The 23,727-nt window shown below is 58.6% G+C and carries 20 protein-coding genes; 11 read left to right on the forward strand and 9 right to left on the reverse strand.

Going from position 1 to position 23,727, the window contains the following annotated elements; all coding sequences use genetic code 11:
* Positions 1–2 precede the first annotated feature (2 nt).
* Complete coding sequence (rsmH, locus tag INF32_RS09925) at positions 3–914, reverse strand: 16S rRNA (cytosine(1402)-N(4))-methyltransferase RsmH (protein WP_226388248.1); 912 nt, start codon at positions 912–914, stop codon at positions 3–5.
* Positions 915–1,043: 129 nt separating this feature from the next.
* Here rsmH and INF32_RS09930 point away from each other — a divergent pair, with 129 nt between their 5' ends.
* The 3 genes from INF32_RS09930 (at position 1,044) to INF32_RS09940 (ending at position 3,211) form a co-directional block, all read left to right on the forward strand.
* The gene (locus INF32_RS09930) at positions 1,044–1,856 is read left to right on the forward strand and encodes a 1-acyl-sn-glycerol-3-phosphate acyltransferase (protein ID WP_226388249.1); all 813 of its coding nucleotides are present in this window, start codon (positions 1,044–1,046) and stop codon (positions 1,854–1,856) included.
* A gap of 60 nt (positions 1,857–1,916) precedes the next feature.
* A complete protein-coding gene (locus tag INF32_RS09935; protein WP_226388250.1) occupies positions 1,917–2,825 on the forward strand; it encodes a GNAT family N-acetyltransferase in 909 nt (302 codons plus the stop codon).
* Between the two features lie 212 nt (positions 2,826–3,037).
* Complete coding sequence (locus INF32_RS09940; protein ID WP_226388251.1) at positions 3,038–3,211, forward strand: hypothetical protein; 174 nt, start codon at positions 3,038–3,040, stop codon at positions 3,209–3,211.
* A gap of 16 nt (positions 3,212–3,227) precedes the next feature.
* On the opposite strand, the gene INF32_RS09945 is transcribed toward INF32_RS09940, so the two are convergent.
* Complete coding sequence (locus INF32_RS09945; protein WP_226388252.1) at positions 3,228–4,211, reverse strand: polyprenyl synthetase family protein; 984 nt, start codon at positions 4,209–4,211, stop codon at positions 3,228–3,230.
* A gap of 106 nt (positions 4,212–4,317) precedes the next feature.
* Here INF32_RS09945 and INF32_RS09950 point away from each other — a divergent pair, with 106 nt between their 5' ends.
* The 5 genes from INF32_RS09950 to folD are packed head-to-tail and all read left to right on the forward strand — an operon-like array spanning position 4,318 to position 9,715.
* Positions 4,318–6,834, forward strand: coding sequence for a YfhO family protein (locus tag INF32_RS09950; protein WP_226388253.1), 2,517 nt, complete (start codon positions 4,318–4,320; stop codon positions 6,832–6,834).
* Between the two features lie 3 nt (positions 6,835–6,837).
* Positions 6,838–7,719, forward strand: a complete 882-nt coding sequence (locus tag INF32_RS09955; protein ID WP_226388254.1) for a cell division protein FtsX — start codon at positions 6,838–6,840, stop codon at positions 7,717–7,719.
* Positions 7,720–7,734: 15 nt separating this feature from the next.
* A complete protein-coding gene (locus INF32_RS09960; RefSeq protein WP_226388255.1) occupies positions 7,735–8,013 on the forward strand; it encodes a DUF3098 domain-containing protein in 279 nt (92 codons plus the stop codon).
* Between the two features lie 3 nt (positions 8,014–8,016).
* On the forward strand, positions 8,017–8,820 hold the full coding sequence (locus INF32_RS09965) for an undecaprenyl-diphosphate phosphatase (RefSeq protein WP_226388256.1): 804 nt from the start codon (positions 8,017–8,019) through the stop codon (positions 8,818–8,820).
* Between the two features lie 19 nt (positions 8,821–8,839).
* On the forward strand, positions 8,840–9,715 hold the full coding sequence (folD, locus tag INF32_RS09970; RefSeq protein WP_226388257.1) for a bifunctional methylenetetrahydrofolate dehydrogenase/methenyltetrahydrofolate cyclohydrolase FolD: 876 nt from the start codon (positions 8,840–8,842) through the stop codon (positions 9,713–9,715).
* Between the two features lie 125 nt (positions 9,716–9,840).
* Here the strand turns inward: folD and INF32_RS09975 are convergent, their stop codons facing one another.
* From INF32_RS09975 to argS, 5 genes are all read right to left on the reverse strand, one after another.
* Positions 9,841–11,367, reverse strand: coding sequence for a hypothetical protein (locus INF32_RS09975; RefSeq protein ID WP_226388258.1), 1,527 nt, complete (start codon positions 11,365–11,367; stop codon positions 9,841–9,843).
* A gap of 21 nt (positions 11,368–11,388) precedes the next feature.
* Positions 11,389–11,886, reverse strand: a complete 498-nt coding sequence (locus tag INF32_RS09980) for a hypothetical protein (RefSeq protein WP_226388259.1) — start codon at positions 11,884–11,886, stop codon at positions 11,389–11,391.
* A 19-nt stretch (positions 11,887–11,905) separates the two neighbouring features.
* Positions 11,906–13,318: a RagB/SusD family nutrient uptake outer membrane protein gene (locus INF32_RS09985; protein WP_226388260.1), complete on the reverse strand. Its 1,413-nt coding sequence runs from the start codon at positions 13,316–13,318 to the stop codon at positions 11,906–11,908.
* Between the two features lie 19 nt (positions 13,319–13,337).
* Positions 13,338–16,481 carry a SusC/RagA family TonB-linked outer membrane protein gene (locus tag INF32_RS09990; protein ID WP_226388261.1) on the reverse strand — a complete coding sequence of 1,048 codons (3,144 nt, stop codon included), beginning with the start codon at positions 16,479–16,481 and terminating at the stop codon, positions 13,338–13,340.
* Between the two features lie 280 nt (positions 16,482–16,761).
* Entirely contained in the window at positions 16,762–18,543 is a 1,782-nt protein-coding gene (gene argS / locus INF32_RS09995) for an arginine--tRNA ligase (RefSeq protein WP_226388262.1), read from the reverse strand.
* Positions 18,544–18,604: 61 nt separating this feature from the next.
* On the opposite strand from argS, the gene dusB reads away from it, so the two are divergent.
* The gene (gene dusB / locus INF32_RS10000) at positions 18,605–19,627 is read left to right on the forward strand and encodes a tRNA dihydrouridine synthase DusB (protein ID WP_226388263.1); all 1,023 of its coding nucleotides are present in this window, start codon (positions 18,605–18,607) and stop codon (positions 19,625–19,627) included.
* A gap of 122 nt (positions 19,628–19,749) precedes the next feature.
* Here the strand turns inward: dusB and INF32_RS10005 are convergent, their stop codons facing one another.
* Together INF32_RS10005 and INF32_RS10010 are read right to left on the reverse strand one after the other, a co-directional pair.
* Positions 19,750–21,939 (reverse strand): S9 family peptidase, encoded by a 2,190-nt coding sequence (locus tag INF32_RS10005; RefSeq protein ID WP_394368333.1) that lies wholly within the window; start codon positions 21,937–21,939, stop codon positions 19,750–19,752.
* Positions 21,940–21,964: 25 nt separating this feature from the next.
* The gene (locus INF32_RS10010) at positions 21,965–22,579 is read right to left on the reverse strand and encodes an NUDIX hydrolase (protein WP_226388264.1); all 615 of its coding nucleotides are present in this window, start codon (positions 22,577–22,579) and stop codon (positions 21,965–21,967) included.
* A gap of 4 nt (positions 22,580–22,583) precedes the next feature.
* Between INF32_RS10010 and pyrE the strand changes: the two genes are divergently transcribed.
* Together pyrE and INF32_RS10020 are read left to right on the forward strand one after the other, a co-directional pair.
* Entirely contained in the window at positions 22,584–23,216 is a 633-nt protein-coding gene (pyrE, locus tag INF32_RS10015) for an orotate phosphoribosyltransferase (RefSeq protein ID WP_226388265.1), read from the forward strand.
* 77 nt (positions 23,217–23,293) lie between these two features.
* The gene (locus tag INF32_RS10020) at positions 23,294–23,704 is read left to right on the forward strand and encodes an SRPBCC family protein (RefSeq protein WP_226388266.1); all 411 of its coding nucleotides are present in this window, start codon (positions 23,294–23,296) and stop codon (positions 23,702–23,704) included.
* The last annotated feature ends 23 nt before the right edge of the window (positions 23,705–23,727 follow it).

Below are 23,727 nucleotides of genomic sequence, written 5' to 3' on the forward strand. Positions count from 1 at the left end.
GGTCAGCGCTCCGCAGACTTCTCCGCCACACGGAGGCGGGCGCTGCGGGAACGGGGATTGCGCGCCAGTTCATCGTCGGAAGGGACGATCGCCTTGCGCGAAACCACCGTGAAGGGCGACTGCACGCGCCCGTAAAAATCCTGCTCCGCCCTTCCCCCGAAATTGCCGCTGCGCATGAAATTCTTCACCAGGCGGTCCTCCAGCGAGTGATAGGAGATCACGGCCAGGCGGCCGCCGGGACGCAGCACCTTCAGACTCTGTTCCAGCGCCATTTTCAGCGCCTCCATCTCGTGATTCACCTCAATCCGCAGTGCCTGGAACAGCTTGGAGAGAAACTTGGTTTCGTCTTTTTTCGGCGTACAGGGCGCCACCGCCTCCACCAGTGCGGAGATGGTGAGGATCGGACCCGCCGCCCGCGCACGCTCGATGCAGTTGGCGATCTTGTAGGGAGTGTCCAGCTCGCCCCACTCGCGGAAGATGCGGGTGAGCCGCTCGTTCGTATAGGTGTTCACCACCTGTTCGGCCGAGAAACCGGCCCGCTGGTTCATCCGCATGTCGAGCGGCGCATCGAAACGGAACGAAAATCCCCGCTCCCGCGTGTCGAAGTGGTGGGAGGAGACCCCCAGATCGGCCAGCACGCCGTCGACCCGTTCCACGCCCCGCAGACGAAGCGCTCCCCGCATGAAACGGAAATTGCTCTCCACGAAGTGGAAACGCGGATCGTCCGGCACGTTGGCCCGGACATCCGCATCCTGGTCGAAAGCATACAGGCGCCCCCCGGGGCCGAGCTTTCCGAGCAGGGCGCGGGAGTGGCCGCCGCCGCCGAAAGTCAGGTCGACATAGGTCCCGTCGGGCCTGATATCAAGCGCCCCGATCGACTCGTCCAGCAGCACGGGTACGTGATAATCGGTCATCGTTCGCAGTTGTCATGAATCACGCGGTAAAGATACGCTATTCGGAAGGCTTTTCAAAACGGATTTCCGCAAAGAGTTTTTTATATTTGCAGAAATTTTCGAATAACCGTAACCTCAACCGAAACCGTCATGGAAGTCAGCGTCGCGGAGGTGCTCCGCAAGAAAAACCCGGCGGCGGCCCGGTGGATTCCCGGCTTCGCGGTGCGTTACCTCGCCCGCATCGTCCATGAGGAGGAGGTAAACTCCTACCTGCGCGACTTCGCCGACCTGGATGCCATCCACTTCGTCAAGGCCTGTCTGGAGCGCATGCGGATCGGCTACCGGGCCGAAGGCATGGAAAAACTCGATCCGCAGGGCCGCTACATCTTCACCTCGAACCATCCCTTCGGCGGCGTGGACGGCCTGATGCTGGCCGACGAGGTGAGCAAACACTTCGGCGACGTGCGCGTGGTGGTGAACGACATCCTGATGAACCTCACCCCGCTGGCCCCGCTCTTCATCCCCGTCAACAAGCACGGACGGCAGAACCCCGCCTACCTGCGCATGTTCAACGAGGCGTTCGATTCTCAGCTTCCGATCGTCACTTTCCCGGCCGGCCTCTGCTCCCGGCGCACGAACGGCACGGTGGCGGACGCCCCGTGGAAATCCAATTTCGTCAAACGGGCCGTTGCCTCCCGGCGGGACATCGTCCCCGTCCATTTCGACGGGGAGCTCTCGAACTTTTTCTACCGGCTCTCGAACATCCGCAAAAGACTGGGGATCAAGGCCAATATTGAAATGCTCTACCTGGCCGACGAAATGTTCAAACAGGGCGGGCGCCATTTCGACATCCGGATCGGCGACCCCGTACCGTGGCAGGAAATCCGCGCGGAAGGCACACCTGCCCGATGGGCCGAGCGCATCCGCACAAATGCGTATAATTTAAAAAATTCCGGCCGGTAGGCTCCACTTTTCAATTGTTTGGCTATTTTTGTACGGTTTTCCACACGAGCAGAACGAAAGATGAAACCCCTGATAGACCCCGTACCCCGAGAACTGATCGAGCAGGAACTGACCCCCGAGCGTCTGATGCGCAACACCAACAACGGAGGCAACCGCATCTATGTCATCACGGCCGAGAACAGTCCCCACACCATGCAGGAGATCGGACGACTGCGGGAATGGTCGTTCCGCGACGCGGGAGGCGGCACGGGCGCCGAGGTGGACATCGACGAACTGGACACCGTCCCCGGCGGATACAATCAGCTGCTGGTATGGGACCCGAACGCCCGCGAGATCATCGGCGGCTACCGCTTCATCATCTCCCGGGACAGCCACACGAAATACCTCTCCACCGAACACTACTTCCGGTTCAGCGACCGTTTCCGCCGCGACATCCTGCCGTGGACCATCGAACTGGGCCGCTCGTTCGTACAGCCCCACTACCAGGGCACACGCACCAACCCCAAGGCGATCTACGCCCTCGACAACCTGTGGGACGGGCTCGGAGGGCTGATCGTACGCAATCCCGACATGAAGTATTTCTTCGGAAAGGTCACCATGTACGGCGACTACAACCGGGAGGCCCGCAACATGCTGATCTATTTCCTGCGCAAATATTTTCCCGACACGGAAAACCTGGTGGAGCCGATCTACCCGATCGAACTGGACATCGACAACGAAAAGATGGCGGAGATATTCTGCGGCGCCAACTACGCCGAAGACTACAAAATCCTGGGGCGGGAAATCCGGGCCCGGAACGAAAACGTTCCTCCACTCATCAACTCCTACATGAACCTCTCGCCCACGATGCGGGTCTTCGGAACCGTATGCAATCCCGATTTCGGCGACGTGGAAGAGACGGGCATCCTGATCACCATCGAGGACATCTATCCGAAAAAGAGCGAACGGCACACGAAAAACATGCAGTAGACCGGCCGCGGGGAGGGTTTCATCCGTACCCGACAGTCGTCGGCACACCGTCGTGCACCTGAAACGGGCTCATTTCCGGCACACCGGAAACCCTGTTCTTCCGGCACTCGCCGAAACACTTTCCGCCGATGCGAAACTGGTACGAACCTTGCGGAAGAGAGCAGGGGAAACCGCCGTACGGCGACCCGCACGACTTTCAAAAATCGTTCGACATGGCAGACATAGACAATTTTTACGACGACAAACTGGACTTCACCGATGCGGAAGACCAGCTCAGGGATCAATCCGAAGAATTTAAGGAGACCGTAGGGGATACGGACGACGAAAAGAAAAAAACGGAACAGGAGACGGAAAAGAAACCGAAACCCTGCGGCTGCCGGCGCTGACCGAGCCGCGACGGAATCATTTCTCCCGCTCGGCGATATAATCGCACAGGCTCAGCAACGAACGGCGGCAGGGAGAGTCGGGATAGCCGCCGAGCAACGCACGGGCACGGTCGAGATAGTCGCCCATGACCTCGGCCGACCGCTCCAGTCCCCGGCCCGCGACCACCGCGTCGCGCAGATAATCCACATTCTGCGGACGGCGCCGGATATCGGAGAGCTTGGCAATCAGATGCCGCCGCTCCCTATCGGAGACGGACTCCAGAACGGTGAGCAGAGGCAGCGTGATCTTGCGTTCCCTCAGGTCGCCGCAGGCCGGCTTGCCCGTCTGGGAGGAGAGGGCGTAGTCCAGTATGTCATCCTTGATCTGGAAAGCAATTCCCAGATGGTCCCCGAACGTCTTCATCCGCTCCACCTCCTCCGCGGAGGCTCCCACAGCCAGCGCACCCGATCCGCTGCTGGCCCCGATCAGCGTGGCCGTTTTCTTATAGATAATGTCCAGATAGATCTCCCGGGTCATCTCCAGCCGGTCGCTCTGCTGGCTCTGAGTGAGCTCGCCTTCGCAGACCTGCCCGATCGACTTTGTAATAAAAGTTACGATATCGGTCGCTCCGCGTTCCAGTCCGACGGAAAAACTCCGGGCGAAAATATAGTCGCCGATCAACACGGAAGTGCGCGAACGCCACAAGGCGTTGACCGCAGGCTTGCTGCGCCGCACATAGGCCTCGTCCACCACGTCGTCGTGGACGAGCGACGCCGTATGCAGCATCTCGATCAGCATGGCCGCCAGGAAACTCCGCTCCCCGATCGGCTCCGTTCCCCGGTGCAGGGCCCCGGAGAGCATGACCAGCAGGGGGCGGATACCCTTGCCCCGCGTACCGAAAATATAGTTCAGCACCGACGACACATAGGCGTTCGGACTGCGGAGAGCATCGCGCAGATACTCCTCGTAGGCCGACAGTTCCGCCGCCACGGGTTCACGTATCGAATCGAGTGTCGCCATTCTACGGTTTTCGAAGCAACAAATGTAAGGCAAATTTACGGATAGTTTCCGATATCTCGACTATTTTTTATTACTTTGCAACATTAAAAACCGCTTCGTTTAAGGAATGAACAACCGGAAAATATTCATGCGCCTGCTCCCCTATCTGACGGCGCTGGGGCTCTTCATCGCGCTCGACATGCTCTATTTCGCCCCGCAGTACGAGGGCAAACAGCTTCAGATGCACGACGTGACCCAGTACCAGGGCATGAGCAAGGACATTCTCGACTACAAGGAAAAATACGGCACCGACCCCCAGTGGACGGGCAACATGTTCGGCGGCATGCCGGCCTATCTGATCGCGGTACGTTACCCCACGACGCTGGTCAAGTACGCCTCCGAGGCGATGAACTTTCTGGGCGACCCCGCCTGCCTGATCTTCATCGCCATGACGGGATTCTTCGTCATGCTCCTGCTGTGCGGCATCAATCCGTGGATCGGGATCGTCCCCTCGCTGGCATACGGACTTTCGACCTATTTCTTCATCATCATCGGAGCAGGACACATCACGAAAATGGTGGCGCTCGCCTGGGCGCCGATGATGGTGGGGGCCGTATTCTACACCTACCGCCGCAACATGTGGCTCGGAGCGGCGCTCACGGCCCTTTTCGCCTCGGTGGAGCTGGCCGCCAACCACCCCCAGATTACCTACTATTTCCTGCTGGTGCTGATCGCCTTCTGGATCAACGAGGCGATCGGGTCCTTCCGGCAGAAAACGCTGCCCCGTTTCGCCAAAGCCACGGGACTGCTGGCGCTGGCGGCCGTACTGGCCGCAGGTTCCAACCTCGCCCCGCTGTGGTACGTGCAGCAGCACTCCGGCGACACGATCCGGGGAGGCACGGAACTGACCCAGTCGGGCAGCGAATCGGCTCCCAAGAAACAGGGTTCGGGCCTCGATCTCGACTATGCCACGGCGTGGAGCTACGGAAAGGCGGAGAGCTTCAACCTCTTCATCCCCGACCTGATGGGCGGGGCTTCCGACCGGGGATTTTCGGACGACGGCCCCGTAGCGCAGACGCTCTCGAAATACGGCGCCCGCAGTCTGGCCGCCCAGCTTCCCGGCTACTGGGGCGACCAGCCAATCACCGCAGGGCCGACCTATATCGGCGCCGTAATCATCTTCCTCTGCGTGCTGGGCCTTTTCCTGCTTCGGGGACGGTGCAAATGGTGGATCGTGGCGATCACCGTGCTGGCCCTGCTGTTGAGCTGGGGCAGGAACATGATGTGGTTCACGGAGCTCTTTTTCCACTACTTTCCCGGTTACAACAAGTTCCGCACGGTGTCGATGATCCTCGTGATCGCCGAATGGAGCGTTCCCTTCGTCGCCGCCCTGCTGTTGGGCAAACTCTGGAACCAGGAGATCGAACGGCCCCGGATGCTGAAAGCCATCAAATACACGCTTATCGTCACGGGCGGTCTCGCCCTGCTTTTCGCCCTCGGAGGAGGTTCGCTCTTCCGCTTCGGCGAGGAGAACACCTACGGCATGATGATGCAGATGGCGGGAAACAATGAAAAAGTGGCCGGGGAGCTGACCGCCGCCATCGTGCAGGAGAGGGCCGACATGCTGCGGGCCGATTCGCTCCGCTCGCTGCTGTTCGTCCTGCTCACGGGCGGCACGATGCTCGTCTATGCCCTCGGCAAACTGCGCAGAGGATGGCTCGTGGCCATTCTCGCCGTGCTGGTCTGCGCCGATCTCGTCCCGGTCAACCTGCGCTACCTGCCCCAGAGCAAGTTCGTGGAGCCCCGCAAGACCGAGATTAAACCCACGGAGGCCGATCTGCAGATACTGGCCGACACGACGCCCGGCTATCGCGTGGCCAACTTCACGGTCAGCCCGTTCAACGATGCCACCACATCCTACTTCCACCGTTCGGTGGGCGGTTACCACGGCGCCAAACTACAGCGTTACCAGGACCTGATCGACCGCCATCTGTCGCAGATGCACGGAGAGGTCTACAACATGCTCAACACGAAATACTTCATCGTGCCCGGCCAGGACGGGAGACCCTCCGTGCAGTCCAATCCGGAGGCCAACGGCGCTGCCTGGTTCGTCTCGGACATCGAATGGGCCGCCACTGCGGACGAAGAGATCGCCGCATTGGACAGCCTCGACACAAAAACCACGGCCGTAGCGGACATCCGGTTCAGGCCGCAGGTGGAAAAGGAGCTGGAAGGCACGCGGCTCACGGCCGACTCCGCAGCCACGATCACGCTGACCGACTACCGTCCGAACCGGCTGACCTACACCTACCGAAGCGGAGCGAAAGGCCTGGCCGTCTTCTCCGAGATCTACTACGACAAGGGCTGGACGGTGACGCTCGACGGCCGGCCGGCCGATTATTTCCGGGCCGACTACCTGTTGCGGGCCATGGTGCTCCCGGCAGGCGAGCACACGGTGGTATTCAGTTTCCGGGCACCGAACTTCGACCTGCTCTCCAATATTACGCTGGTCTTCTCGTTACTGATCTTTGCGGGAGTGGCCGCAGCCGCCGGCTGGACCATCGTCCGCAAACGGAGGCAGACGGCGGGAACGGTCGCCCCGGGAAACGAAGAGGACTTTCTCCGCGACTCTAAACAGCGATAAAACATGGCCCACGACAGCAACAAAAGACTCAAACGCAAAGTACGCAATTCGTACATCGTCTCCACGGTCAGCATCGCCCTGGTGCTGTTCCTGCTCGGAACGGTCGGCTATCTGATCCTGAACGCCATGCTGGCGACCCAGCGGATGAAGGAGAACGTAACGGTCTATGTCATGCTGCGTTCGGACGTCACCGACGAACAGACCGCGGCGATCAAGACCAATCTGCTGAAGCAAAACGCCGTGCGCGAAGCCGTCTTCGTCTCCAAGGCGGAGGCTGCCGAAGAGTTCAGGGAGTACGCCGGCACCGATTTCGTGGAATTCCTCCGGCAGAACCCGCTGCCCGACTCCTTCGAGGTGAGCCTCAACGCGCGCTCTTCGGAGAAGGAGACCGTACGGGCGCTCGAAACGCAGATCATGCAGTGGCCCGGCGTGGATGAAGTGGTCTATCAGCGCAACGTGATCGAACAGATCACCTCCAACATCAACAAGTTCAACCTGATCCTGCTGCTGTTCGGCGGCACGCTGCTGTTCATCTCGCTGATCCTGCTCAACAACACGATCCGCGTGACGATCTACTCCAAGCGCTACATCATCAACACCATGAAACTGGTCGGGGCGACCCGTTGGTTCATCCTCAAGCCGTTCCTCGGATCGGGCATCCTGCAGGGCATCTACGCGGGCATCATCGCCTCGCTGATGTTCGCGGGCATGGTCGCCGGGCTGAGCGAGGGAATCCCGGAAGTGCGCTTCGTGGCCGAACGGTTCCAGATCGCCGTCATCATGGGCGGCATGCTGGCGGGCGGAGTAGCGATTTCGCTGCTTTTCACGACCTTCGCCGTCAACAAATTCATCAAAATGCCCCCCGGGCGCATCCACATGTATTAAACCAGGCATACCGATATGAAAAAGACCAAAAACACGACCGCGGAGGCCGTTCCCGAAAAAGAGGCCCGTATGGCACTCGGCCCGGCCAATTACAAACTGATGCTGATCGGTTTCGGGATCATCGTCCTCGGCTTTATCCTGATGGTGGGCGGCGCGAGCCCCTCGCCCGACCAGTTCAACTACGACATGTTCAGTTTCCGGCGCATCACGCTGGCCCCGATTCTCGTGCTGGGCGGCTTCGCATTCGAGATCTACGCCATCATGAAACGGGATAACAAAACCAAACACGAATAGCCTATGGACATATGGGAAGCGATCGTGCTGGGCACCGTGCAGGGACTGACCGAGTTCCTGCCGGTCAGCAGCAGCGGGCACCTGCAGATCGCCAAAGAGATACTGGGCGTGACCATACCCGACAACCTGTCGTTCGACGTCACGCTTCATGCAGCCACCGTGCTGAGCACCATCGTCGTATTCCGGCAGGAGATCGCCCGGCTGGCCCGCGGATTTTTCTCGACACGCTACAACGACGACATGGCCTACGTACTGAAAATCCTGCTGTCGATGATTCCCATCGGCATCGTCGGATTCGCATGCAAGGACCGGATCAACGAAATGCTCTCCTCGCCGTACATTCTGGCCGTCGTCGGCGCCATGCTGCTGCTGACGGCCGTGCTGCTGGCTCTCACCCACTTCTATAAGCCCCGTCAAAAGGAGAAAATCTCCTACCGGGACGCCTTCATCATCGGGCTGGGTCAGGCCTGTGCGGCCATGCCGGGCCTCTCCCGCTCGGGCACGACGATCGCCACGGGCCTGCTTTTGGGCGACCGCAAGGAGAGCGTGGCCCAATTCTCTTTTCTGATGGTGCTGCTGCCGATCATCGGGGAGACCTTTCTGCAGTTACTGGACGGCGAGTTCGCCTCGGCCGGAGGAGGTCTCGGCCCCGGGGCGCTCATCGCCGGATTCGTCGCCTCTTTCGTCGTCGGCTATCTGGCATGCCGCTTCATGATCGGAATCGTCAAGCGGGGCAAACTGATCTGGTTCGCCCTGTACTGCGCCGCAGCCGGCATCACATCCATCGCATATTACCTGGCAAACTAACGTAATCCCAAACGGAAACATGACAATCATAGACGGAAAAGAAGTCGCAGCCAGCCTGCGCAAGGAGATCGCCGCAGAGGTGGCGGACATGACCGCAAAAGGGGCGAAAGCGCCCTATCTGGTAGCCGTACTGGTCGGAAACGACGGAGCCAGCCAGACCTATGTGGGACACAAGGAAAAATGCTGCGCGGAAGTGGGTTTCCGCTCCACCGTGTTGCGTCTGCCGGAGGAGACCTCGCAGGAACAGCTGCTCGCCGAAATCGACCGGCTCAACCGCGATCCGGAAGTGGACGGGTTCATCGTACAGCTTCCTCTGCCCGGACATATTTCGGAACAGGCCGTGATCGAAGCGATCGACCCCCGCAAGGATGTGGACGGTTTCCATCCGGTCAATACGGGCCGCATGGTATCGGGCCTCCCCTCCTATCTTCCCGCCACGCCGGACGGCATTCTCTCCCTGCTCCGGTACTATAAGATCGAGACGGCGGGCAAGCACTGCGTAGTGATCGGACGCAGCAACATCGTAGGCCGGCCCATCGCCAACCTGCTCTCGCAGAAAGGATGGGACTGCACGGTCACGATCTGCCACAGCCGGACGAAAAACCTGAAAGAGGTGGTCGCCTCGGGCGACATCGTGATCGCCGCGCTGGGCAAGGCGGAATTCGTCACAGCCGACATGATCAAACCCGGCGCCGTGGTGATCGACGTGGGCATCACCCGCGTCCCGAGCGACAAGACCAAGAGCGGCTGGAAGTTGCTGGGCGACGTCAAATTCGACGAAGTGGCACCCAAATGCAGCTACATCACGCCGGTGCCGGGCGGCGTAGGCCCCATGACGATCATCTCGCTGATGAAAAACACACTCAAGGCAGGCCGCAAGGAGATCTACGGATAAATTCATGTCCCCGGTTGCCGGAGGACCGAACGTTTTCATCAAAACACATCCGTCCCTCCGGATTCAAACAGACAAGGCTGTCTCTAAAAAAGACAGCCTTGTCTGTTTTTTTCCTCTCCGGAATTCTATTCAGTATCGCTTTCCACTTCCAACAATTTATATAACCGGAATTCATACGGTTTGACATACCCCATCGCACCGAGATAACCTACATTCTCGTCATCGAACGCAATGAAAAGGCCCTCGGAAGCGATCTCGTTATCCACATCCACCGTGACCGGATCGAGCCATTTGCGCTGCTCCCTGTCGTAGCTGACGACCTGGAGATACCTCGCACCGCTGCTTCCCAGGGTGTACACGATATAGGGCACGCCATCCCTGTCCAGCGCCATGGTATGGGCACCGAAACGAGTGGTCGGAACCGAGGCGCCGAACGGACGGGGAGCGCTGTCCTCTCCATCTTTATAGGTGTACACCTGGAACAGGTAAGCTCCGTCCACCTGCTGGGAAGAGAGGAAATACATCGTACCGTCGTCCGCGAAATCAATCGCAAGATCGTTCCAGTTGGTAGCCGAAGAATTGGTCAGTCCGCTCTCGACCAAGGTGGAGACACTTCCGTTCGTCCACTTGTACAGGGAATAAAATCCGCCCGTGCCGACATTGGCGACCCCGATATAGACACTTTCCCCGAATCGTCTGGCTTTCTGGTAGTAGGTCGACGTATAGGTCGTCGGACGGTTCGGAATGACACCGGAAGTCCATCCGCTGCCCGAATAGGAGGAAAGCGTAGCCAGTCGGTAATATTCCGTATTACGTCCGTTTCCGGTAGTCACGACGACTATCCGGCCCGTTGCATCGACTGCAAGAGCTCCGTGCGAAGTATTGACCGCATAAGGGATGAATCCCGACGTTCCGACCACCTTCCAGGCGGAACCGTCATACGTCATCACGGTCGGAGCATTCGACACGGAAGCTCCTCTGTCTGCATACAGCACGAACGGTGTACCCTTCGTATCGAACTCCAGATCGACGGCTCCGCCCACTTCGGTCGAAAAAGCCTCCTCCCCGATCCGGACGAATTCGGAACCGTCCCATTTGGCGAAGGCCAGTTTGTCCTCATCGCTGGCCGTTTCGGTCACGCAATAGACCAAATAGGGCAACTGATCGACCGGATTGAGTTTCATCTTGAAATCGGACCGGGTGAACTCGTTTTCCTCGGCCTTCAGCGTACCTACGTGTGTCCACACCTTGTTGACCGGCTTCGTGATATTCACGCTGAAAACCTGGGCGTATTTGGATTCGGAATCGGAAACCAGCATGTCGACAGGCGAGGAGTAATCGTACACCGTGCTCCCGCTTTCGAAAATTTCGTCCCCGACGCTGACTATATCGCCGTCCGAAACCGTAAACCGGGCTTTGAGCTGCGTTTTGTCCACACTCTCCGGAAGAGCGACCACGATATCGCGTCCGGTGATCTCGCCCTCGTAATCCAACACGAGCACACCCGCGTTATCCTCGGCATAAAAACCGAACGAAGTGATTTCAGCCTTGTAGTCGCCACTCCCGCGTCCATCGACGGACTTGTCGGAAACGCAAGCGGCCATGAACATGGCACAACCCGCAACCGTGCATAACTTCAACCAATTTTTCATCTTCAACGGATTTTATTGGGTCTACATATTCACCTTGGTAATCGTATAATAGCTGTTGAGTTTGTCCGGTCCCGGATAACCCATCGTAAAATTCATGCTGTTGCTTTTGAGCACGATTTTCACGCTATTGTCCTTGACAGGCCTGCCGCCGGCATCCACGGAGTCGTCCACCCGGCGGGGCAGCCAGCGGATGTGGATCACATTCACGTAGAGACCCACGGGAAACACCAGCTGTTTGGGACTGAGCAACTCGTAATCCACTCCCTCCTGCAGGCCGTTGCCCGGTTCCAGGTCGTAATTCACCAGCAGTTCGCTTTCCAGCGTCCTGGAGCTGAGAATCACGGCATACGTCGTCTCGAAACTTCCCTCGCTGTCGACCTCGGCACTCGAAGTGGTATTGGTGGAATTGTCGGTGATATAGATAAACGGATGATCGAAAATCACCTCGTGCTTCTCACAAGAACACAACATCGCTCCCAATACGCAGAGCCATATTCCAAAAACTGTCTTCCTATTCATAATTTCTGCTTTGATTCGATTAATAACCCGGATTCTGCTGTATCCCGATATTGACCTCCACCTCGATACTGCTGAGCGGAAGGACGAACTTGTCGTTGGGATAGTTCAGCCGCCGGACGACGGAAGTGGTTTTCGCATCCCGCTCCAGATTCTCCTTGTAACGGACGATATCGAAGAAACGGACCCCTTCCAGGCTCAGTTCCAGAATACGCTGCCGTTTGACAACATCGAGAAGCTGATCCGCGCTGCCCGGCAATGTCACCCGGCCGGTCTCCGTATTCTCCGCCCGGGCGATGATCTCCTTCAGGTCGGCAGCGGCGAGCGACGCTTCGTTCAGCCGGCAATAGGCTTCGGCGCGAATCAGGTACATTTCGGACACACGCAGTACGATCGGGGAGTAGAACAGGTCCTCTTCGTCGGCCGTAGGATCATAGTCGGGGCCGTAGTCGTACTTGAGCAAATCAGTCCCGTCGAGCAGCTGCCTGCGGACATCGTTCTCGTCACTTTCATTCATCTCTTGCAGGAACTTCCCGGAAGCCATGACATTCTGCTCTTCGGCTTCGTAGAACGACCTCAGTCCCCGGCTGGAGATCTGGTCTCCGTTCAGGCGGAACACGGACTCGTCCGAGGCGACCTCCTGCACGAACATCTCCGCATACTGGTCGGCCGGGGTCAGCGACTTGGCCTGAATCACCTCGGAAGCGTAATCCCGGGCATTTCCCCAATCCTCCATATAGAGATAGACACGGGCGAGAAGCGCCTTGCAGGTCAGTGCGGAAACGGTGTACTTGTCGGTCGCGGCCGAATTGCCGAACAGGCGTATCGCCTCGTTCAGGTCATCGACGATCTGCTTGTACACATCCCGGATCGGAGAGCGAAGAATACGGTCATTGACCAACGGGATGGTGTTCACGACAGCGATGCCCAGATGCGAGGCATCCGCCGTATAGTTATACGGCTGCGCATAGGCATTGCAGATGAACAGATGCGTGATCGCCCGGAAAAAGAGCGCCTGTGCCATGATCCGGTCGACCTCTTCGGCACTGGCAGGGAAATCCGTCTTCAGTTCGGGAGCGTAGTAGAGCAGATGGTTTACATTCGAAAGCAATTCGTACCCGTCCGACCAGATACGTCCCACGGCCCCCGTCTCCTGACTGGGATTCGACGTGTAATCGTACTGATCCCTCATGTCGGTGGCGGTGGCAGAGAGGGAGACCATGTCGGCCGCCACCTCCGAATATTTCATATATTCGGCGTTGTAGAAGTTGTAGAACAGACGGTAGAGGCCCAGATTGGCGGACCGGAGTCCCTCCACGTTGGAAAAGAACTTGGGAATGTCGTTCCTACCCAACTGTTTCACGTTCAGGAAATCGCAACTGGCGGCCAGCACGAGCGCCAGAGACAATATGCTTATTTTTCCGATGATTTTCATACTCATTCCTACTCTTAAATTAGAACGACAGGTCTATTCCCAGCATAAACGATCTCTCCTGAGGATACGACTGCATCAGCGTCTTGTAGCTGTTCCGGTTGGCGTAATCCCTCGGAGTCCACAGGAAAAGATTGTTCCCGATGAACGATACGGCGGCTCCCTTGATACCCACCCGGGAACAGAACCGGTCCGGCAGATTGTAACTCAGCGCCAGATTGGAAAGCCTCAGATAGGTTTTGCTGTACAGGAAACGGGTGTTGTAACTGGCGGTGTATCTCGAAAGATTGGCGATGTTCACGGGATTGGCCGCCAACTGCCCGGGGTACTGCCACCGGTCCAGCATCTCCACGGCCTGGTTCTGGCTCACGATATCCCGGCCGTCGGTCATCCCGCTGCTGGCGAGGCTGCTGTTGGCATATCCCCCCACCGAATAGTTGAAGAACGCCGAAAGCGAAAGGTCTTTCCAGCGGAGCATCGTGCTGAACCCTCCGTAGATCGTCGGCCGTTTGGTTTTATACGGCACCCGGTTGTCGTAGCTGTACACCCGCGTGACGTTTCCGTTCTTGTCGTACCAGAGCGGAGCTCCGTCGCGGGGATCGACCCCGGCCCACCGGATCAGCATATGGGCATCCATATCCTCGCCTTCCACCCACGCGGTATTTCCGAAACTGACCATACGGCCGTCGTCGTTCAGCTTGAGAATCTTGTTCCGGTTGTGGGAGAGGTTGGCGGAAAGCGTCCAGTCCCAATCCTTCTGTCTGATAACATGGTAGTCCAGCGTGAGTTCGACACCCATATTGCGCATTTTCCCGGCATTCCGGTACACCCGGCTCTGGCCGATAATACGGGAGACATAAAGCTGGCTGATCAGATCGCGGGTGATGTTGTTATAATAGTCGAGGCTGATGTTCAGGCGGTCGAACAGACCGATATCCAACCCCAGATTGAATTTGTCGGTAATCTCCCAACCGATGCCCGGATTGGCGATCTCCGAAATCCTGGACCCCAGTTCTCCATTGTAACCGCTCGTCAGACTCGTGGTATAGACCCCCCGGGAGATGGCGCTGCTGATCTTCGAGTTTCCGGCCGATCCGTACGAAACCCTCAACTTCAGTTGGTTGATAAAATCCACGTTGAAAAACTTCTCCCGGTGAACGTTCCACGACACGCCGGCGGAAGCGAAATTGGTCCACTGCGAGAACTCGTCGAAATCGGATGTTCCGTCCGAACGGAAATTGGCCGTCAGGAAATAGCGGTTGTCGTAGGCGTATTTGACCTGGAACATGTAGGACATTTTCCGCGAAACGGAAGAGTTGCTGCCGCCGTTGCGCGTGGAGGCATAGTTCACCTCCTGGATTTCGTCGTTGGGATAGCCGTTGCCTGTGGCTTCCAGAGACTGGCGCTGCGTGCTGGTCATTTCGAACCCGGCCAGCCCGGAGAGGAGGTGCTTCCCGAAACGTTTCTGGTAATTGAGCTGTTCGTTGTTGATCCAGTTCAGGAAATTGGCCTGGCTACGCCGGGAGTAGCCGACCGGCGTGTGCACCATCTTGCGCTCCGGATCCTCCTCCTTGTCCGCCCTCTTGTAGCTTATTCCGGAAAGGTTGGTGCGGGCTTGGTAAATATCCTCGTACGTGCCGATATAGTGCACGCCGAAGGAGGCCGACAGGGTCAGTCCGGGAATGAACTCGTACTTGAGGGCCGCCGAACTGATCGTGTTGAACGTACGCTGCCGGTTGGTATTCTCGTCCCGCTCGGCCAGCGAGTTGAAGAAATTATACTCCTGCGGCCAATAGACGGTGGTCCGCGACGTCACCGGCAGGTTGGTCCAGGGGTCTATATCGCCCGGAGCGAGCGTGATGGCCGTATACTCCTTGTTCTTCAGGCGGTAGGTGCCGTCTTCGTTGTAGGGGGATACGATCGGTTTGAACGTGTAATAGTCCCTGTCGAGCGAAAAAATGTTGTTGATGTTGTAAGACATGTTCGACTTCAAATCGAACGTAAACCGTTTGGAAAGTTTGTACGACGTCCCGAAACGGGCCGAAATACGGTCGGCACTGTTTCCCTCGAGCGCGGTGGTTTCCCGGAAATAGTTCACGCCCAGATAATTCCGCATCCGGTCATTTCCCCCGGTCATCGAAACGTTCGCCTGTACGGTCTGCCCCACGTCGAAAAACAGATCGTACCAGTCGGTATTCGTGGCGGAATAGGTATTGAAATCGTTGTCCTGGAATGGAAATTCCCGCGAATCGTATCCGGCATTGGCCCATGCCTCGCGGGCCAGCATCATATACTCCGGCCCGTTGAGAATCTTGTACCGGGTGCTTTTGTCCACCAGCGAAACGCCGTATTTCAGGGAGACGTTCAGCGTAGGGGCTCCCGCCTTGCCCTGTTTGGTCGTCACGAGAATGATGCCGGAGGAGCCGTTGGCCCCGTAGATCGAAGTCTCCGTCGCATCCTTGAGCACGGTGATGGACTCAATGTCCGCCGGGTCGATGTACGACAGCGGGCTCACCGAAGTCTGTACACCCGTAACGGCGTTGTTGTCGTCTCCCGTGTAGATGGGAACTCCGTCGACGATCCAAAGCGGTTCGTTGCCGGCACTGAGCGACGTGTTGCCCCGGATACGCAGGTTATAGCGCGACCGGGCACCCCCGTAATCGTTCTGAGCCTCGATATTGAACCCGGGAACAAGTCCCTCGAGCATCTTGTCGATCCGCGCGGCCGGCAGATTCTTCAGCTTGTCGGCATTGACCTGATAGGCGCTTCCGACCATCTCCGACCGTTTCTGAATCGTTCCATAGGCACCTACGATCGTGATCTCTTCGATCGACTCGCTCGACTCCTTCATCTGGACCCTCAGCGTGGTCTGCGTCGTGACCGCCACGGTCTTGGGCTCCATGCCGATAAACGAAAAGAGCAGGGTGGCACCTTCACGGGGTATCCGGATAGAGAACTGACCGTTCACACCGGTGGCCACACCGCCGCCCGACTTACCTTTGATCACGACTGAAACGCCTATCAGAGGGGTACCCTGCTGATCGACCACGACTCCCTTCAAATCCCGCATCTCTCCCTGCCGGGAATCCGCACCCGATGCCGTCACCGTACACGGCAACGAAAGCAGGCAACAGAACACGAGAAGCAGCGTAATAGATTTCTTCATAAGCATCCGTATTAAGTTTGGCAAACAATACGACTTATAATCCCCACTTCGAGGCCCGGTCATTTTCATCTCCGATCCGGGAGAAGACAATCGAAGCATGCAGGGGTATGCAGACAAATATATCAAATTAATATATAAATTAATTCGAGAACCGGTATAAAATTTCTGTTAATTTCATTTTTTATTAATATATTTTAACAATTCCGATAAATCAGAAGCAAAAAGCAGCCATTCGGTTAACGAATAGCTGCCTCGAAAAGTTCGGGATTCCGCCCCGGCGCTACATGCGCTCCGGCACTTCGATACCCAGCAGTTTCATGCCTGTGGCGATGATGCGGGCCACCTCTTCGCAAAGGCGCAGGCGCATTTTGCGGACGGCGTCCCTCTCCTCCCGGAGAATCGAATGGTCGTGATAGTAACTGTTGTAGGCTTTGGCCAGATCGTAGACGTAAGCAGCGATCAGCGCGGGAGAGAAGCTCTCTCCCGCGGCACGCACCACGGCGGGAAAATCGGCCATCTGTTTGATCAGCGTGATCTCCTCGGGCAGGTACTCCACGCCTTTCACGTCGCCCCGGGCATAGTCGATGCCCCCTTCGGCCGCCTTGCGCAGAATGGAGCGGATACGTGCATGCGTGTACTGGATAAAAGGTCCCGTATTGCCGTTGAAGTCGATCGACTCGCGGGGATCGAAAAGCATCGTCTTGCGCGGATCGACTTTCAGGATGAAATACTTCAGCGCCCCGAGCCCCACCATGCGGCTGATCGCGTCGGCCTCCCCGGCGGAGCACCCGTCGAGCTTGCCCAGCTCCTGCGACATCTCGCGGGCCGTGGCCACCATGTCCGCGATCAGGTCGTCGGCATCCACCACAGTCCCCTCGCGCGACTTCATCTTTCCCTCGGGCAGCTCCACCATCCCGTAGGAGAGGTGGAAGATGTGATCGGCCCAGTCGTATCCCAATTTGGAGAGGATCAGCTTGAGCACCTGGAAATGGTAATTCTGTTCGTTACCCACCACGTAGATCATCTCGTCGAGCTTGTTCTCCTCGAAACGGCTGAGGGCCGTCCCCAGGTCCTGGGTCATGTAAACCGAAGTACCGTCGCCGCGCAGCAACAGCTTCTGGTCGAGGCCGTCCGCCCCGAGGTCGATCCACACCGACCCGTCCTCCTTGCGGAAAAAGATACCGCGCCGCAGGCCGTCCTCCACGAGGCTCTTGCCCAGCAGATAGGTCTGCGACTCGTAATACACCTTGTCGAAATCGACGCCCAGCGCCTTGTAGGTCACGTCGAACCCGTCGTACACCCAGCCGTTCATCGTCTGCCACAGACCGTACACTTCCGGGTCTTTGGCCTCCCATTTGCGCAGCATCTCCTGCGCCTGCCGCATCAGGGGAGCCTTGTGCTTGGCCTCCTCCTCGTCCATGCCGCCGGCCACGAGCTCCTTCACTTCGGCCTTATAGTGCTTGTCGAACTCGACATAGTATTTCCCCACCAGATGGTCCCCCTTCATGCCGCTCGAAGCGGGTGTCTCCCCGCCGCCGAAGAGTTTCCAGGCCAGCATGCTCTTGCAGATATGAATGCCCCGGTCGTTCACCAGATTGACCTTCAGCACCCGGTGGCCGTTGGCAGCCAGAATCTGCGCCACGGAATATCCCAGCAGGTTGTTGCGGATATGCCCCAGATGGAGCGGTTTGTTGGTATTGGGCGACGAATACTCCACCATGATCGTGCGGCCGGTCGGCCCGGCGAACCCGAAGCGTTCGTCCGCCGCGATCTCGGCGAACCGATCCCCCCAGAACGCTCCCGAAAGCGAGAGGTTCAGGAATCCCTTGATAACGTTGAACGCGGCGATCTCCGCCACATTGTCCACGAGCCACTGCCCGATTTCGGTGCCGGTCTGCTCGGGACCCTTGCGGCTGGTCTTGAGCAGGGGGAAGACGACCAGCGTATAGTCGCCTTCGAACTCCTTGCGGGTCTTCTGTATCTGGACGGGAAACGCATCGGCGCCATACAGGGCCGACACGGCGGCCTGCGCCTGCTGCTGGAGGAAATTCTCGATATTCATACCGTTGTAAGCTGTTTTGTCGCCAAAGATAACTATTTTTGCGGCAAAATCATAACGCCGCATGAAGATAGCCGACATAGACCTGGGCGACAAGCCGCTCTTTCTGGCTCCGATGGAGGACGTCACCGATCCTTCGTTCCGCCACATGTGCAAGGAGTTCGGTGCGGACATGGTCTACACGGAGTTCATCTCCTCGGACGGACTGATCCGCGATGCGGCGAAATCGCGCGCCAAACTGAACATTTCGGATGCGGAACGTCCCGTAGGCATCCAGATCTACGGCCATCTGGTCGAGCCGATGGTCGAAGCCGCCCGGCTGGCCGAGGAGGCCCGTCCGGACGTGATCGACATCAATTTCGGCTGCCCGGTCAAGAAGATCGCGGGGCGCGGAGCGGGCAGCGGCATGATGCGCGACGTTCCGCTGATGGTGGAGATGACGCGGCGCATCGTGGAGGCGGTCCGCACACCCGTAACCGTCAAGACGCGGCTGGGCTGGGACGACGAGCACCGCAACATCGAAGAGATCGCCGAACGCCTTCAGGACGTGGGCATCGCCGCCCTCACGATCCACGGCCGCACGCGGGCCCAGATGTACCGCGGCGTGGCCGACTGGACGCTGATCGGAAAGGTGAAGAACAATCCCCGGATACACATTCCCGTCATCGGCAACGGGGATATCTCTTCGGGCGAAGACGCCGCCCGGGCCTTCGACCGTTACGGAGTGGACGGCGTGATGATCGGCCGGGCCACCTACGGCCGGCCATGGATTTTCCGGGAGGTGCGCCACTACCTCTCAACGGGCGAAACGCTGCCCCAACCCTCGGTCCCGGAACGGGTGGAAATCGCCAAACGCCACCTGCTCAAATCGGTGGAGGTGAAGGGCCCCAAAGTGGGCGTACTGGAGATGCGGCGCCATCTCTCCGGCTATTTCAAGGGGCTGCCCGACTTCAAGGCCACCCGCCTGCAACTGGTCACCCTCAACGAGGTGCCCGACCTGCTCCACACGCTCGACTACGTCCGAGACCGGTGGGGCGACTTCGACGCCGGAAGCATCACGCCCCCCCCTCTGTCGCACGAATTGTAACCCCGCCCGGGAAACGGCACGGAAACCGGAGCGTCCGGCACGTCCCGTCACCCCTTACGGCGGCACCATACAGACAGGGGAGGTCCGGAATTCCGGACCTCCCCTGTCGTTTTCCCTGCCGGCTACCGGTTCTCCCCGGCCGGTTTCAGGTATTTGTCCAGCCAGCCGAAGAACTCCCGGTTCCACACCAGCGAATTCTGAGGTTTGAACACCTGGTGCGCTTCGTCCTCGAAAGCCACCAGCCGTGCAGGAATCCCCCGCACGCGGGCGGCGGTGAAGGCCTCCAGGCTCTGCGTATAGGGAATCCGGAAATCCTTCTCTCCCGTGAAGATCAGGATCGGCGTATCCCACTTCTCCACGAACTTATGCGGCGAATTGGCATAGGAGCGCTGCGCCGTCGCATTGCCCTTGTCCCAATAGGGGCCGCCGTAGTCATTGTTGACGAACCAGAGTTCCTCGGTCTCCCCGTACATGCTGTCGAAATCGAAAATGCCGCAGTGGGCGATGAAAGCCTTGAACCGCTTGTCGTGGTTGCCTGCCAGGAAAAAGACCGAATACCCGCCGTAGCTGGCGCCCACACAGCCCAGACGATCCTCATCCACCCACGGTTCGGAGGCCACGTCGTCGATGGCGCTCAGATAGTCGCGGATATTCTGTCCGCTGTAATCGCCCGAAATCTGGTCGAGCCACTCCTGCCCGAACGAAGGGAGTCCGCGCCGGTTGGGCGCCACCACCACATACCCCTGCGCCGCCATCAGCTGCAAGTTCCAGCGGTAACTCCAGAACTGGCTCACCACGCTCTGCGGACCGCCCTGGCAGTAGAGCAGGGCCGGATAGCGTTTCGTACTGTCGAAATCGGGAGGCAGCACTACCCAGGTAAGCATCTGCTTGCCGTCGGTGGTCTTCATCCAGCGTTTCCGCACTTCGCCCATCTTTACGTTGTCGTATACCTCCCCGTTCACCGCGGTCAACCGGGTCATTTCCCCGGTGGAGGGATCGACCCCGAACAGTTCGGTCGCCATCGAAAGCGTGGTCACCTCGGCCACCATCCGGTCGCCGGCACGGGTGAAGGCATTGATGTCGTGGTCGCCCGATGTCACCGTCTCCACTTCGAGAAGATCGTAGTGCGGCCGATCGCCGGCTGCCGGCCGGTAAGGCACCTTACATATCTGATGCGTGGCAGCTATCGGGGCGATGAACCAGAGTTCGTCGTTCCCGTTCCAGACCACGTTCGAGGCATTGTAGTCGAATCCGGCGGTCAGGTCGCTCATCGACCCGTCCTCACTGTTCCATACAAATAGACGCTCCTTGTCCGACTCGTTGCCCGGGCGGCGCATGCTGCGGAAGGCGATCTTCCTGTCGTCGGGCGAAAAGACCGGATACTTGTCGTAACCGGGCATCGAGGGCATCCTTCTCAACCGCGGATCGAGCGGTTCTTCGTCGCCCTTGCAGATATTGCGGGTCGCAGCGGAAGCCACGTCGTAGAGATAGATATCCGAATCGGTCGAAACGGCGTATTCCGTGCCGGTCATCTTCTTGCAGGTGTAGGCCAGCTGTGTTCCGGCATGGTTCCAGGCGATCTCCGCTCCGTCGAAATAGGGCGCCATCGGAGCGTCCCACGGTTCGCCCTCCATGATGTCCTTTCCTTCGGTCAGCCGGCCGTCCTTCAGATCGGCCACGAAGATGTGCATGTAGCCGCCTTCGTCCCAATAGTTCCAGTGACGAGCCATCAGATCGTCGTAGATACGGGCTTTCGAAGCGCCCATATCGGGATAGATGTCGGACGACCTGCGCTTTTCGACCTGCACCCGTTTCAGGTAGTAGGCCCTGTCTCCGGACGGAGCGATCCCGAACCCGGCGATCCCGTCCGCAATGTCCGATACCTGCACGGCCTTGCGCGAGGAGACGTCCATCTTCCAGAGCTGGTCGCTGCCGCTCCGGTCGGAAACGTACCACACCGCACCGCCGTCCGCACTCCAGGCGGGAGACCCCACATTCTCGTCCGCCTCCGTCAGGACCACGGGATCGCCTCCCGCCGCAGGAGAAAGACAGAGCGAAGTCCGGCCTCTGTTCTCCGCCATGTCATATTTCGTCAGCGTATACACTACGCTCTGTCCGTCCGGAGAGAGGGAGGAGGAGCCGATCCGGTTCATCTTCCACATCACCTCGGGCGTAAAGACCCCCGCCTGTTTCTCCTGCGGGGTCAGCCCGTTGTCGATCTTCGTCGTCATATTTTCCGTTTTTGTTCCGCACGACGCCATCGCCCCCACAGCCACGGAGAGCAACAGCCATGATTTCAGATTTCCTGCCATATTGCGTTTGTTCGTTAGTTGTCTTTCACTCCCTGTCCAGATAGCCCGCCCGGACGAATACCTCCCGGATGGAGCGGAAACTGCCGGAAAGCAGCTCCGGAAGCCGCGCAGGCCCGACCCACTCGGCCCGGGTGATTCCCTCCTCCCGCTGGGGTGCGAGCCGTCCGCACCCCTCTCCGGCATCCATGCGGTACCACCAGCACCTTTTCAGCGTCCATACCCCGTGCCACTGATAGAAATGCAGGGTATGGACCAACCATCCGCCCGTAGCCGCCACCCGCACGCCCGTCTCTTCCTCCACCTCCCGCAGGGCACACGTTTCAGGACTCTCGCCCGGCTCCAGATGTCCCTTGGGCAGGTCCCAGCGGCCGTTGCGGAAGATCAGCAACACCCGACCCCCGGCATCGGTCACGAGCCCGCCCGCCGCCTCGACACGGGCGAACAAGTTGCAAAAAGCATCGAAATCACGCCCGGGATCGGACGATATTATCCTCAGCTCCTTGTTATTTTCAACAATTTGCAACACCTTTGCAATGGAAAGCGGAACTCCGCCCTCCAGCACCGCCACACCGGGCTCGGGAGAGGGCGCCGTACGGGTGAAACCGATCCGTTTATCCTCGAAACAGACACTATAATTCATAACCATGAAGAATACCGAGCAACTCGTAGCACAAAGCCTGTTACAAATTAAGGCAATAAAACTGAATCCGGCAAATCCTTTTACATGGGCGTCGGGTTGGAAATCCCCTATCTACTGCGATAACCGCAAGACGCTCTCCTATCCCGAGGTGCGCAAACTCATCTACGAATCGTTCGCCGAGCGGATTACGAAGCTCTATCCCGAAGCCGAGATCATCGCCGGCGTAGCCACGGGAGCCATCGCCCACGGCGTGCTGGCCGCCGAAAAGATGGGCAAGCCGTTCATCTACGTACGGTCGGCCCCTAAATCGCACGGACTGACGAACCAGGTGGAGGGGGAATACCATGCGGGAGCCAAAGTGGTGGTCATCGAAGACCTCGTCTCCACCGGGGGCAGCAGTCTCAACGCCGTGGAAGCGCTGCGCGACGCGGGCTGCGAGGTGCTGGGCATGCTGGCCATCTTCACCTACGGATTCCCGACCGCCGCCGGGAACTTCGCAAAAGCGGGCGTCCGCCTCGACACGCTGAGCGACTATTCCACCATGATCGCGCTGGCGGCCGAACAGGGTTACGTCCATCCCGACGAGCTCGACGCCCTCCGCGAATGGCGCGAATCTCCCTCCACCTGGAGACAATAGAAACGCCCTTGAAACGGAACATTTCCGGACAGGAAATCAGGTACACTATTTGCATCGAAACCAGACAAGACAGATTCATGGAAAAATACGAAAGCCACCAGGTGAGGATACTGCGTCCCGCCGCCGTCATCTACCGCACGCTCTCCGACTTCTCCAACTTCACCCCGATCCTGCAGGACAAGGTGGAAGAGTGGCAGGCCGACGCCGACAGTTGCTCGTTCAAGGTGAAGGGCTTCACGGCCCGGCTGCGGATCGTGGAGCGGGAAGAGAACAAACTGGTCAAGGTGACCGGCGACGAAGGTTCGCCTTTCCCCTTCTTTTTCTGGCTGCAGCTCCACCCCGTGGACGATACGGACACCCGCATGCGGCTGGTGCTCCACATCGAACTGAACATGATGATGAAGATGATGATCGGAGGCAAAATCCGCGAGGCGATGGACCAGATCGCCGACAAGATCGCCGAAAGTTTCAACAACGCCCCTATATAAGACCGCAACCATGTAAAACGCCG

The sequence above is a fragment of the Gallalistipes aquisgranensis genome (assembly GCF_014982715.1).
In the GTDB taxonomy this organism is placed as follows: Bacteria; Bacteroidota; Bacteroidia; order Bacteroidales; family Rikenellaceae; genus Gallalistipes; species Gallalistipes aquisgranensis.

Bases quoted from the DNA above. Each gene is read 5' to 3' on its own strand.
- rsmH (WP_226388248.1), bottom strand. From the start codon at position 914: ATGACCGATTATCACGTACCCGTGCTGCTGGACGAGTCGATCGGGGCG.
- INF32_RS09930 (WP_226388249.1), top strand. From the start codon at position 1,044: ATGGAAGTCAGCGTCGCGGAGGTGCTCCGCAAGAAAAACCCGGCGGCG.
- INF32_RS09935 (WP_226388250.1), top strand. From the start codon at position 1,917: ATGAAACCCCTGATAGACCCCGTACCCCGAGAACTGATCGAGCAGGAA.
- INF32_RS09940 (WP_226388251.1), top strand. From the start codon at position 3,038: ATGGCAGACATAGACAATTTTTACGACGACAAACTGGACTTCACCGAT.
- INF32_RS09945 (WP_226388252.1), bottom strand. From the start codon at position 4,211: ATGGCGACACTCGATTCGATACGTGAACCCGTGGCGGCGGAACTGTCG.
- INF32_RS09950 (WP_226388253.1), top strand. From the start codon at position 4,318: ATGAACAACCGGAAAATATTCATGCGCCTGCTCCCCTATCTGACGGCG.
- INF32_RS09955 (WP_226388254.1), top strand. From the start codon at position 6,838: ATGGCCCACGACAGCAACAAAAGACTCAAACGCAAAGTACGCAATTCG.
- INF32_RS09960 (WP_226388255.1), top strand. From the start codon at position 7,735: ATGAAAAAGACCAAAAACACGACCGCGGAGGCCGTTCCCGAAAAAGAG.
- INF32_RS09965 (WP_226388256.1), top strand. From the start codon at position 8,017: ATGGACATATGGGAAGCGATCGTGCTGGGCACCGTGCAGGGACTGACC.
- folD (WP_226388257.1), top strand. From the start codon at position 8,840: ATGACAATCATAGACGGAAAAGAAGTCGCAGCCAGCCTGCGCAAGGAG.
- INF32_RS09975 (WP_226388258.1), bottom strand. From the start codon at position 11,367: ATGAAAAATTGGTTGAAGTTATGCACGGTTGCGGGTTGTGCCATGTTC.
- INF32_RS09980 (WP_226388259.1), bottom strand. From the start codon at position 11,886: ATGAATAGGAAGACAGTTTTTGGAATATGGCTCTGCGTATTGGGAGCG.
- INF32_RS09985 (WP_226388260.1), bottom strand. From the start codon at position 13,318: ATGAAAATCATCGGAAAAATAAGCATATTGTCTCTGGCGCTCGTGCTG.
- INF32_RS09990 (WP_226388261.1), bottom strand. From the start codon at position 16,481: ATGAAGAAATCTATTACGCTGCTTCTCGTGTTCTGTTGCCTGCTTTCG.
- argS (WP_226388262.1), bottom strand. From the start codon at position 18,543: ATGAATATCGAGAATTTCCTCCAGCAGCAGGCGCAGGCCGCCGTGTCG.
- dusB (WP_226388263.1), top strand. From the start codon at position 18,605: ATGAAGATAGCCGACATAGACCTGGGCGACAAGCCGCTCTTTCTGGCT.
- INF32_RS10005 (WP_394368333.1), bottom strand. From the start codon at position 21,939: ATGGCAGGAAATCTGAAATCATGGCTGTTGCTCTCCGTGGCTGTGGGG.
- INF32_RS10010 (WP_226388264.1), bottom strand. From the start codon at position 22,579: ATGAATTATAGTGTCTGTTTCGAGGATAAACGGATCGGTTTCACCCGT.
- pyrE (WP_226388265.1), top strand. From the start codon at position 22,584: ATGAAGAATACCGAGCAACTCGTAGCACAAAGCCTGTTACAAATTAAG.
- INF32_RS10020 (WP_226388266.1), top strand. From the start codon at position 23,294: ATGGAAAAATACGAAAGCCACCAGGTGAGGATACTGCGTCCCGCCGCC.